We start from the raw sequence: 10,493 nt of genomic DNA, 5'->3' as shown, positions 1-10,493 counted from the left end.
GTTTTTATGTACCAACAGAGCACGCACAAATTGTTAAAAATTTGATGTTTGATGCGGGTGCAGGACAATTTGATAATTACAAACAATGTGCATGGCAAACTGTGGGTACTGGACAATTCAAACCAGTAAATAACGCCAGCCCTGCTATTGGGAAATTAAACAAGGTAGAGACCCTTGAAGAGCTCAAAGTTGAAATGCTGTGTGCAAAAGAGAATATTGAGCAAGTGGTGAAACATTCCCACCCTTACGAGCAAGTGGCATATTTTGTATTAAAAACAGAGGCATTATAATGTTTAAAAAAATATTTCATACCGCCTTACAAGGATTTTTTTGGATTCTACCCATTCTATTAATTGTTTTTATTGCAAATTGGTTATTTGAAAAAGCCGCAATATTAACACATATTTTATTTAGTAGAACGAATGCCAATACCGAAGAGTACCTTCTTTTGTGGGTAATGATAGGAATTATTATCATCGTATTAGCCCTATCAATTATTGGTAGTATTGCCACCACACGCCTCGCCTCTGCTTTTGATTTGTTCATTAAAAAAGTGCCATTTTATTCTACCATTAAAGATATTGTAGATATTTTTAATTCCTCAAAAAAAGGTAAAAATGAAGTTTTGGTCGTGGCAATTAAAGGTTTCACTCAATCGGGATACAACATTGGACTCATGTATTCCACCAAAGAAAGTATTATTAAAAACCATTACACAGTCACACTCTCAATGAGTCCAATTCCCAATGGTGGATTTATGTTTGAAGCTCATCAAGATGATATTTTGGTCATAGAAGGGGCAAAATTTAACGACAATCTTAATTATTTATTGTCAATGGGAACAAAGAGTATGACTGAAATTTTAAACCAAGATTCAAATAACAACTTAGTTTCCTTTACCCGATGGAAACAAAAACACGCATCAATCTAGTGTTTACTTTTTTGTCTAGCGTCTAAAAGTTAAAAACCCTACACCCAACACAACCAAACTAACGCCTAAAATTTTATGAATACCAAATGGCTCAGAAAGTATGAATACTGCCAGTATGATTGTAACGATAGGACCTAACATTCCCACAATGCTTGTTTGCAAAGGTGAAATCCTATGAATTGCCTCACTAATTAAGAAACTAGGGATAACAGTACTTACTGTCGCTAATAAAAACACCCAAAGCCATGCATTGTGACTAATTGACACCTGAGAGAAGTCAAACAATAAAAAATAAAAAAACAACACAAACATACTAGAGGCACTCATTGCAATTGCGGTAAACAAAACTGAGCCAATTCTACTAATAATTTTCTTACTAAATAACACATAAAATGCATAACTTAATGCTGAGAACAACACCAGTATCACACCAGATCCAATATCATTACTATCACTCAATAGCCTTTCTTGGCTAAACATAATCCACAATCCTAAATAAGTTGTAATTAATACAACAATGATGCGCTTAGTTAATAGTGTGGAAAAGAAAATTGCACCTAAAATCGCAATAAAAATAGGATAGGTAAACAAAGTCAATCTCTCCAACCCAGCAGAAATAGTTTCAAGACCTTTTAAATCCAATAAAGACGCCAAAAAATAACCGATAAAGCCCAGCCCAACAATACTAAATAGGGTTGTTTGAGTAAGTACCTTAGATTGGTCTTTTTTCCAAAAAATATAACTCAGTATGCCAAGGTAAATAGGTAGTGCAATTGCCATACGCAACATCAAAACAACATTGCTATTCAAGCCTTCAAAATAAGCTAACTTAATAAATATGGATTTTAAGGCAAATAAAAATGTACCCAAGAATGCCAATAACAAACCTAAAGAGAATTTTTGTTGGGTGTTATTCATAAGTTTTACGATTATAATAGGCTTTTTTTCACTAAAGACAGTCCAATGTTAAAAAAACTCGTTAAATTTCTAGAAAACAATTACCCTGATAGCAATATTGATGATTATTTAGACGCTAAATATATACAACTCAGTAATCCGCAATTAAAACAAATCTCTGACGCTCTTAATAGCGGTGAATTGAAAATCAAACCCGCATCAAGCTGCACTGCAGAAAAGTTTATTTTTCATTTTGGCAATACCGCTATCTTAGTACAAAAAGATGGCAACAACTATCAAGGCGAGTTTGCCTGGGAAACAGACTTCTTAGCAGTCCATTCAACCAGAAACAAAGGCAAGGGGTTTTATTTTATCGCATTTGAATTTGATAATAATTACCAAGTAACACTAAAAGAAACAGATAAACTATTAGAAGACCAAATCAGAAATGTTGAGCAAGACCAAGAATTTCTTGATAAAGCAATGCCTATCTTAAAGGGCTTTATGTCGGCTATAAGTGATTAAACACCTAACTTTGTTATTTTCTTAAGTTTTAATCCAGCCTTAAAGGTCGCTACTTTTCTTGCTGAAATTGTTACTGGCTCGCCTGTTTTTGGGTTTCTACCTGGGCGGGCTACTTTTTCTCTAATTATGAAATTACCAAAGCCAGATAATTTGACATCCTCACCCTTGGCAAGGGAGCCTTTAATCGTATCAAAAAAGTTATTTGTCATTGATAATGCTTGATTATGGGTAATGCCAATTTGCTCTACCAATAAATCAGCGATGTCTTTTTTAGTAATTGACATTATCTTAAAACAGCTGAGAACATATTTTTCATTAAATTTAACACTTCATCTATTTTAACACTAATTTCCTCATCACTTAAAGTTTTTTCAAGTGACTGATAAGTTAGATTAAATGCAACACTTTTTTTACCAGGTTCAATATTCTCACCAATATAAACATCAAATAAACGCACACCAACAAAATCAGATTGTTGCAGCGCTTCAATACTATCAATTAATTCAGCGACAGGGATTGCTTTATTTAACACCAAGGCAATATCACGCTGAACCTCTTGATACTGGGAAAAAGCCTCGTATTTGGCGACACTGCCTGACAAGACGGCACTTAGACTGATTTCAAACAAATAACACTTAGGCAATGATAATTCTTTAGCCACATTCGGTGCTAATGCACCAATCCAGCCTACCTGCTCTCCATTAAGCTCTATCTTGGCAGTTTGTCCTTTTTGCAAGGCTGGGTGTTCATCTTCTATGAATGTAGCAGCTGTAGCTGTTAATTTAAGCAATGACTCCAAGTCGGCCTTTGCATCAAAGAAATCTAATGGTGTTGTCTCACTTGCCCATTGTGCATTAAAACGATTACCAGAAACAATGCATGCTAATTTATTTGACTGTTTGTTTGCTTCAACGCCGTCAAAACACAATCCGATTTCAAAGAACCTTACATCACTGTGTCCGCGTCTTTGATTTGATTCAACACTTTGCAACAATCCTGACATAAGCGATGAACGCATCACTGACATATCTGCTGAAATTGGATTAGATAGGGTAACTTTATTAGCGTTAGCATCAACCAAGTTGTGATATTTTTCTGAGATAAAACTATAAGTAATGACTTCTTGATAGCCACGCGCCACCAAAGATTGCATGATATCGTACTTATCAATCTGATCTTCTGACGCAACATTGATATTTGCATCAAGTGATAACTTCTGCACAGGTAGTTTGTCATAACCGTACAATCTTGCTAATTCTTCAATTAAATCTGCTGGAAGTCGAATATCAAATCTAAAACTTGGCGGGATAACAGTCCAAGAATCTTTAGTTTTAGTGCTGATTTGAAAATCTAAACTGGTGAATTTTTCTTCAATCCATTTAGCATCTAATTCAAAACCTAACACCTTGTAAATCTTATCTTGTGTAATGGTAATCGGCGCTAATACTGGTAAAGATGACTCGTCAATACAAGTATTTATGGCACTTGCTTGACCACCGCAAATCTCAATAATTAATTGTGTCACTCGATCTATTGCCAGCTCAGTAATAGCAAAATCCACACCGCGCTCAAAGCGCAATGATGATTCAGTATGCAAACCATAATTTCTTGCCTTTCCTGCAATGGATACTGGCTCAAAAAATGCACTTTCTAATAAAATATCTGTGCTATCAGGCTGAGTGGCGCTATCCATACCGCCCATTACACCCGCAATCGCAAGCACTGATTTATCATCAACAATCACCAAAGTATCCTCTTTTAGCTCAACCGTGGCTTCATTTAGCAATTCAACTTTTTCGCCTAATTTGGCATTTCTAACTTCAATGTTGCCGTTGATTTTTGCCATATCAAAAGCATGCATTGGCTGACCCAGCTCCAATAAAACAAAGTTAGTAATATCAACCACCGGCGAATGGACTGCTTGACCAGAGCGCATGAGTTTATCAGCTATCCATCGTGGCGTTTTAAGTGTATTATCAATACCTGAAATGCTTCTAGTTAAATACTTAGGACAAGCAGTGGTGTTGTCAACACTAGACTTGACACTTGATGTGCCTTGCGCTGAAACACTAATACTAGGCATTTTAAATGGTAAGCCATAATTAGCGCTGACTTCACGCGCCACACCTAATATTGAGAAACAATCACCACGATTGGGCGTAATGTCTAACCCAATGATATTGTCATCTAAGCTCAAGTATTCTCTAATATTTTTACCAATTGGTGCATCAACATCCAACTCACTGATGCCGTCAGAATCTTCTGCCATACCTAATTCAGATTCTGAACAAATCATACCGAATGACTCAATACCGCGAAGTTTGGCTTTTTTGATTTTTAATCCATTTGGTAGTACAGCACCAACGGTAGCAACAATCACTTTTAAATCAGTACGAATATTGCTTGCACCGCAAATAATTTGTAGGTTGTTACTCTCACCAACATCTACCTGACACAGATTCAACTTGTCAGCATCGGGGTGTTTCTCACAAGATAGCACATAACCCACCACCACATTTTCAAAATATGGGGCAACTGGTGCAATGCCATCAACTTCCAAACCAGCCATTGTCAATTGCTCCGCCAGCACCTCATCACTAACAGTTGGACTAATCCATTCGCGCAACCATGTTGTTGAAATATTCATCTACCAATCACCCTATTTGAACTGTCGTAAAAAACGAATATCATTTTCAAAGAATAAGCGCAAATCATTCACACCATAACGCAACATTGTCAAACGCTCAACACCCATACCAAAAGCCAATCCAGTGTATTCTTCGCTATCAATCTTCACCGAATTTAAAACATTTGGATGAACAACCCCGCAACCCAACACTTCTAGCCAGCCTGTTTTTTTACAAACTCGACAACCCTCACCACCACAAATAACGCATTCAATGTCCGCTTCTGCAGATGGTTCAGTGAAGGGGAAATAGGAAGGACGAAAGCGCACTTTTAAATCTTGTTTTTCAAAAAATCCGCGCAGAAAATCAATCAACAAGCCTTTAAGTTGTGCAAAGTTTGCATCTTTATCAACAATCAAACCTTCCACCTGATGAAACATTGGCGTATGGGTAATATCTGAATCACAACGATATACCTTACCCGGTGCAATAATGCGCAGGGGTGGTTTTTGATTTTCCATAGTGCGAATTTGCACTGGCGAAGTGTGTGTTCTTAACACTGAACCTTCGTCAAAATAAAAAGTGTCATGCATAGCGCGCGCTGGATGATGCTCAGGAATATTAAGTGCAGTAAAGTTGTGAAAATCATCCTCAATCTCAGGCCCAATCTCTACTTCAAAACCATTTTTCACAAACAAAGATTGAATGCGCTTAAGCGTAATAGTAACAGGATGAAGTCCGCCCATTTCAACATTACGACCTGGCAGAGAGACATCTATTTTTTCACTCAATAGACGCTTTTCTAACGCAATTGTTTCTAAGTTATTTTTGCGCTGGGCTAACAAATCTTGCACAACGCCTTTGGCTTGGTTAATCACCCCACCCATTTTAGGGCGCTCCTGCGCACTCAACTGCCCAAGCCCTTTAAGAAGAGCTGTTAGCTCACCTTTCTTACCTAAAAGTGCAACCCTTAAATCTTCAAGTTCGCCTAAACTTTGTGCTTTTTCAATAGAGTCTTTTGCTCTGCTGAGAATATCATCTATCATTATGAATCAATTATTTGCGCGTTAAACGCGCTGTGCCATTACCATAAAGTATGTACACCTGATCACCAACTCTCAATCCTTGCTTAGATTTTTGTACAAAAGCTTTGATTGCGCCACTGCTTAATTTAACTAAAAATTCAAACCCAGTGTCACTCGTAGCATCTTCCTCAATTGCTCTGCCTGCCATCGCACCTAGCAAACCACCAATAATAGCACCTGCAACCTTATCGCTATCATCACTACCGACTGCACTAGCGCCAGCTACAGCGCCTAACGCTGTACCAATACCAGAACCCATGCCTTTAGAGTCTGATAATCGAACTTGCTTAATAGAAACAATACTGCCTTCTAACACGCTAGACAATCGACCAGTTTCAGTAGAAAAATAAGTGTTTGCACCCCTTTCATCTTGTGTAAAACGATTTGTTGAAGATTGACAAGATGTCAAAAATACAACTAATATCATTAAAATAATATTGTGTTTCATACACCCCCTTTTTTTTATTTAAAACTCCATTCTAGCATTATTTAGTCAAAGCTGCTTTCGCTTGGTCTGCAATTTTTGCAAATGCTGGTTTATCAAAAATTGCAATATCTGATAAAACTTTACGGTCAATTTCAATACCTGCTTTGCTCATGCCGTCAATCATTCTTGAATAACTCAAGCCATTATTGCGTGCTTCAGCGTTAATGCGCACAATCCAAAGTCTACGAAACTGACGACGCTTTTGACGACGATCACGGTATGCGTATTGTCCTGCCTTGATAACTGCTTGTTTAGCAACACGATAGACTTTTGACCTTGCGCCGTAGTAACCTTTAGCTTTCTTTAAAATTTTCTTATGTTTTGCGTGCGCTTGCACACCTCTTGATACTCTTGCCATTTTTTATACTCCTATTAATTAACTTTTAACTGCTTTAGTGTTTACCGAATAGTGTTAACTATAGGGTAACATTTTACGAACCATTGGAACATCAGCCTTCTCGACTGTGTCCGGTGCACGCAAACTACGCTTTCTAGAAGTACTTTTTTTGGTCAAGATGTGACGCAAGTGAGAGTGTTTACACTTATAACCGCCACTGGCAGTCTTTTTGAAGCGCTTTGCAGCGCCTCTATTGGTTTTTAACTTTGGCATAATTTTCTCCTTGTCCTTTGGACATATTTGTTATTCGTATAAATAACGTTATTAAAAATAAAGAGACAACAAAATTGGGTTGGATTAAACCCAATTTTTTATCTCTTTTTCGATTTGGGTGCCAGCATCATGCCTAGCTGACGACCCTCCATCTTTGCTTTTTGTTCTACATTAGCAAATTCTTCTGTGTCTTTTTCAATTCTATCTAACATTTTCATACCCAGTTCTTTGTGTTGCATCTCACGACCACGGAACCAAATACTCACTTTAACCTTGTCACCATTATCTAAAAACTTAACCAAATTTCTAAATTTAATTTGGTAATCGCCCTCTTCTGTACCAGGGCGGTATTTAATAGTTTTAACCGTTGTTTTCTTTTGTTTCTTCTTTTGGTCACTTAGCTGCTTCTTTTGCGCATACTGATATTTACCAAAATCCATCACCTTACAAACAGGTGGCTCAGCGTTTGGTGATACTTCAACTAAATCTAATCCAGCATCTTTTGCTATTTTTAGCGCTTCTATTGTACTTAATACACCAGCTTGCCCGCCTTTGCTATCAATCGTACGCACCTGAGGTGCCTTAATGTATTGATTGATGCGTATTCTGTTTGGTTTTTTAATAATTACTCCTGATTGATTAAATCTACAAACGCATCAATTGACATAGACCCAAGGTCTTCACCACCGCGTCTGCGCACTGAAACTTGTTTATTTTCCATTTCCCTGTCACCTATCACTAACAAATATGGGAAGCGTTGCATAGAATGTTCACGTATTTTAAAGCCTATCTTCTCATTTCGCAAGTCCGAAATCACTCTAAGCCCTTGTTTTTTTAATTTTTTCTCAACATCAGTAACAAAATCAGCTTGTTTTTCAGAAATATTTAAGATAACCGCTTGGATTGGCGCAAGCCACGATGGAAATGCACCTTCGTAGTGTTCAATCAAAATACCAATAAATCTTTCTAGAGAGCCGACAATAGCACGGTGCAACATAACGGGGGTTTGTTTAGAACCATCTTCAGCGATAAATTGTGCGTCCAAACGCTGCGGCATAGAAAAATCCACTTGCAATGTACCACATTGCCATTCACGCTCTAAACAATCTTTTAAAACAAATTCAATCTTAGGACCATAAAACGCACCCTCGCCTTCTTGCAACTTCCAAGCAATACCTTTAGCGTTTAGCGCCTGCTCCAATGCTGCTTCTGCACGGTCCCACACTTCATCTGAGCCAACACGCTTTTCAGGACGGGTAGAAAGTTTGATACCTACATTTTCAAAACCAAAATACTTATAAATTCTAAAAGTTAAGTCAATAAATGCTGACACTTCTGATTGAATTTGCTCGCTACTACAAAAAATATGCCCATCATCCTGCACAAAATTACGCACTCGCATAATGCCGTGCAAAGTACCTGAAGGCTCATTACGATGGCAAGAACCAAACTCTGCCAAACGCAATGGCAAATCACGATAAGACTTCAAGCCTTGATTATAAATCTGAATATGCGCAGGACAATTCATGGGTTTTACTGCATAGTCACGATTCTCACTTGATGTGGTAAACATCGCATCACCAAATTTATCCCAATGCCCTGATTTTTCCCAAAGACTTTTGTCGATCAATTGTGGTGTATGCACTTCTTTATAACCATTGTTTCTAAATACCAAACGCATATATTGTTCAACGATTTGATATAAAGTCCAGCCCTTCTCATGCCAAAACACCATACCTGGCGCTTCTTCTTGCATATGAAACAAATCTTGTGTTTTGCCGATCTTGCGATGGTCACGCTTTGAGGCTTCCTCTAAACGGTGTAAATAGCTTTCCAATTCTTCTTTATTGCGCCAAGCCGTGCCGTACACTCGTTGTAGCATTTCATTATTGCTGTCTCCTCGCCAATAAGCACCCGCCAATTTTATCAACTTAAAAGCTTTAAGTTTGGCGGTTGAAGGCACATGTGGCCCGCGACACAAATCAATGAAATCACCTTGCTGATAAAGTGACAAAGCTTGTTCGGCAGGAATAGAGGCAATAATTTCTGCCTTGTAATACTCACCCTTATCTTTGAAAAATTTAACCGCATTATCGCGTGACATTTCACTGCGCTCAATCTTGAGATTTTGCTTGACCAGCTTATTCATATTTTTTTCAATTTTGGCTAAATCACCTTCTGAAAAACCGTCTTTATACGCAAAATCATAGAAAAAACCATTGTCAATTACCGGCCCAATAGTTACTTGTGCCTCAGGATAAAGCATCTGTGTGGCCTGTGCCAACAAATGTGCAGTAGAATGGCGAATCACCTCAAGCCCTTCTTCATCCTTATCGGTGATAATAGATAAAGTACTGTTAGCTTCAATCACAAATGAAGCATCCACCAACTCGCCATTTACCTTACCAGCAAGAGTTGCCTTAGCTAAACCTGAACCGATTGACTTAGCAATATCAAAAACACTAACGCTCTGGTCAAAGGATTTTTCGCTACCATCTGGCAGGGTAATAATTGGCATGAACAAACTTTAAAAATAAAAAAGGAGTATTTTACCTTATTTATCTACACACTTGACTTCTGCGTGCAACGCTCAAAACAAATAAAATCATCCGCACCTTATAAATTTAAGATACGGATTGCCTATGGTTATCAATACTCTACGATATCTTTAAGGCAACGAATACTCAAATTTCCATCCTTTTTCATTTTAAAACCTAAAAAGTCTTGTACCTACGACACAAAAAAACAAAGAGTACGCAGACACTCTACGGAATGGCTACGTTAAGGGGCAATGTGCAAATAAATACCCTAAGGGCTTCTTGAGGCTAAAAATCCTCTCACCTTCTCAAAGTATCACGCCACCAACAATTGCATACCTTGTAGATTCGCATCATAAGTGCACAACTAAGTTCAACTAGCATTAGTATATTTTACTTGGTTTAGGTCAAGCAAAATACATTAAACCTTTGAATAAAATCAGAGGTTCGGCCAATCAAATTACTCCTCATAAATATAGAGAACACCAAAACCGATGGCACGATGATTGGCTTGGAACGACGCTTTATCGTCGTGGATGTACAAGATACGACCATTCGTTCCATCAGCAGACCGAACCCACAAGCGGGCATGGTCGCCAAGAGTTTCGAGTGCGACGAATTGATTATGGCGGTAGCCATTGAGTGGCATTTTAAGAAAGCTGGAGAAGGCTGTGGCAGCATCATCAACAGGAGTTGTGGTAATCATTGGCTAACTCTGTCTCAGTTGGAACACTAAATCCTGCTGGGAAAATGTCATTATCACCACCAGAGCCCCCTGCATTAACCCAATATAG

The 10,493-nt window shown here is 38.0% G+C and carries 13 protein-coding genes; 3 read left to right on the top strand and 10 right to left on the bottom strand.

Features of this window, described 5'->3' with window-relative positions; all coding sequences use genetic code 11:
- Window positions 1–290, top strand: a 290-nt coding sequence (locus BAZSYMA_RS04610; RefSeq protein ID WP_090716113.1) for a YqfO family protein, incomplete at its 5' end; no start/stop codon positions are given.
- A complete protein-coding gene (locus tag BAZSYMA_RS04605; RefSeq protein WP_090716110.1) occupies window positions 290–931 on the top strand; it encodes a DUF502 domain-containing protein in 642 nt (213 codons plus the stop codon). The genes BAZSYMA_RS04610 and BAZSYMA_RS04605, both read left to right, overlap by 1 nt.
- A 15-nt stretch (window positions 932–946) precedes the next feature.
- On the opposite strand, the gene BAZSYMA_RS04600 is transcribed toward BAZSYMA_RS04605, so the two are convergent.
- On the bottom strand, window positions 947–1,849 hold the full coding sequence (locus BAZSYMA_RS04600; protein WP_090716108.1) for a DMT family transporter: 903 nt from the start codon (window positions 1,847–1,849) through the stop codon (window positions 947–949).
- Between the two features lie 45 nt (window positions 1,850–1,894).
- On the opposite strand from BAZSYMA_RS04600, the gene BAZSYMA_RS04595 reads away from it, so the two are divergent.
- Entirely contained in the window at window positions 1,895–2,353 is a 459-nt protein-coding gene (locus tag BAZSYMA_RS04595; protein WP_090716106.1) for a hypothetical protein, read from the top strand.
- On the opposite strand, the gene BAZSYMA_RS04590 is transcribed toward BAZSYMA_RS04595, so the two are convergent.
- The 9 genes from BAZSYMA_RS04590 to BAZSYMA_RS04550 form a co-directional block, all read right to left on the bottom strand.
- A complete protein-coding gene (locus BAZSYMA_RS04590; protein WP_090716103.1) occupies window positions 2,350–2,637 on the bottom strand; it encodes an integration host factor subunit alpha in 288 nt (95 codons plus the stop codon). The two genes, BAZSYMA_RS04595 and BAZSYMA_RS04590, sit on opposite strands and share 4 nt — an antisense overlap.
- On the bottom strand, window positions 2,637–5,000 hold the full coding sequence (gene pheT, locus BAZSYMA_RS04585) for a phenylalanine--tRNA ligase subunit beta (protein ID WP_090716100.1): 2,364 nt from the start codon (window positions 4,998–5,000) through the stop codon (window positions 2,637–2,639). The genes BAZSYMA_RS04590 and pheT overlap by 1 nt, the downstream gene beginning before the upstream one ends.
- Before the next feature lie 12 nt (window positions 5,001–5,012).
- A complete protein-coding gene (gene pheS, locus BAZSYMA_RS04580; protein ID WP_090716097.1) occupies window positions 5,013–6,026 on the bottom strand; it encodes a phenylalanine--tRNA ligase subunit alpha in 1,014 nt (337 codons plus the stop codon).
- Window positions 6,027–6,036: 10 nt separating this feature from the next.
- Entirely contained in the window at window positions 6,037–6,513 is a 477-nt protein-coding gene (locus BAZSYMA_RS04575) for an outer membrane lipoprotein (protein ID WP_090716095.1), read from the bottom strand.
- A gap of 37 nt (window positions 6,514–6,550) precedes the next feature.
- Entirely contained in the window at window positions 6,551–6,910 is a 360-nt protein-coding gene (gene rplT, locus BAZSYMA_RS04570) for a 50S ribosomal protein L20 (protein WP_090716092.1), read from the bottom strand.
- A gap of 54 nt (window positions 6,911–6,964) precedes the next feature.
- A complete protein-coding gene (gene rpmI / locus BAZSYMA_RS04565; RefSeq protein ID WP_071563888.1) occupies window positions 6,965–7,162 on the bottom strand; it encodes a 50S ribosomal protein L35 in 198 nt (65 codons plus the stop codon).
- A 98-nt stretch (window positions 7,163–7,260) separates the two neighbouring features.
- Window positions 7,261–7,788 carry a translation initiation factor IF-3 gene (infC, locus tag BAZSYMA_RS04560; RefSeq protein ID WP_090716090.1) on the bottom strand — a complete coding sequence of 176 codons (528 nt, stop codon included), beginning with the start codon at window positions 7,786–7,788 and terminating at the stop codon, window positions 7,261–7,263.
- Window positions 7,788–9,680, bottom strand: coding sequence for a threonine--tRNA ligase (thrS, locus tag BAZSYMA_RS04555; protein WP_090716088.1), 1,893 nt, complete (start codon window positions 9,678–9,680; stop codon window positions 7,788–7,790). The genes infC and thrS overlap by 1 nt, the downstream gene beginning before the upstream one ends.
- A 479-nt stretch (window positions 9,681–10,159) precedes the next feature.
- The gene (locus BAZSYMA_RS04550) at window positions 10,160–10,405 is read right to left on the bottom strand and encodes a hypothetical protein (protein WP_090716086.1); all 246 of its coding nucleotides are present in this window, start codon (window positions 10,403–10,405) and stop codon (window positions 10,160–10,162) included.
- Window positions 10,406–10,493: the final 88 nt, after the last annotated feature.

Origin of the sequence: Bathymodiolus azoricus thioautotrophic gill symbiont, from assembly GCF_001298715.1 — a bacterium.
Classification (GTDB): Bacteria; Pseudomonadota; Gammaproteobacteria; order PS1; family Pseudothioglobaceae; genus Thiodubiliella.
The sequence above is the reverse complement of the archived record's forward strand: the minus strand, read 5'-3'. Positions and strand labels throughout refer to the sequence as shown.

Coding starts and splice junctions, on each gene's coding strand:
- BAZSYMA_RS04605 (WP_090716110.1), top strand. CDS start 290: ATGTTTAAAAAAATATTTCATACCGCCTTACAAGGATTTTTTTGGATT.
- BAZSYMA_RS04600 (WP_090716108.1), bottom strand. CDS start 1,849: ATGAATAACACCCAACAAAAATTCTCTTTAGGTTTGTTATTGGCATTC.
- BAZSYMA_RS04595 (WP_090716106.1), top strand. CDS start 1,895: ATGTTAAAAAAACTCGTTAAATTTCTAGAAAACAATTACCCTGATAGC.
- BAZSYMA_RS04590 (WP_090716103.1), bottom strand. CDS start 2,637: ATGTCAATTACTAAAAAAGACATCGCTGATTTATTGGTAGAGCAAATT.
- pheT (WP_090716100.1), bottom strand. CDS start 5,000: ATGAATATTTCAACAACATGGTTGCGCGAATGGATTAGTCCAACTGTT.
- pheS (WP_090716097.1), bottom strand. CDS start 6,026: ATGATAGATGATATTCTCAGCAGAGCAAAAGACTCTATTGAAAAAGCA.
- BAZSYMA_RS04575 (WP_090716095.1), bottom strand. CDS start 6,513: ATGAAACACAATATTATTTTAATGATATTAGTTGTATTTTTGACATCT.
- rplT (WP_090716092.1), bottom strand. CDS start 6,910: ATGGCAAGAGTATCAAGAGGTGTGCAAGCGCACGCAAAACATAAGAAA.
- rpmI (WP_071563888.1), bottom strand. CDS start 7,162: ATGCCAAAGTTAAAAACCAATAGAGGCGCTGCAAAGCGCTTCAAAAAG.
- thrS (WP_090716088.1), bottom strand. CDS start 9,680: ATGCCAATTATTACCCTGCCAGATGGTAGCGAAAAATCCTTTGACCAG.
- BAZSYMA_RS04550 (WP_090716086.1), bottom strand. CDS start 10,405: ATGATTACCACAACTCCTGTTGATGATGCTGCCACAGCCTTCTCCAGC.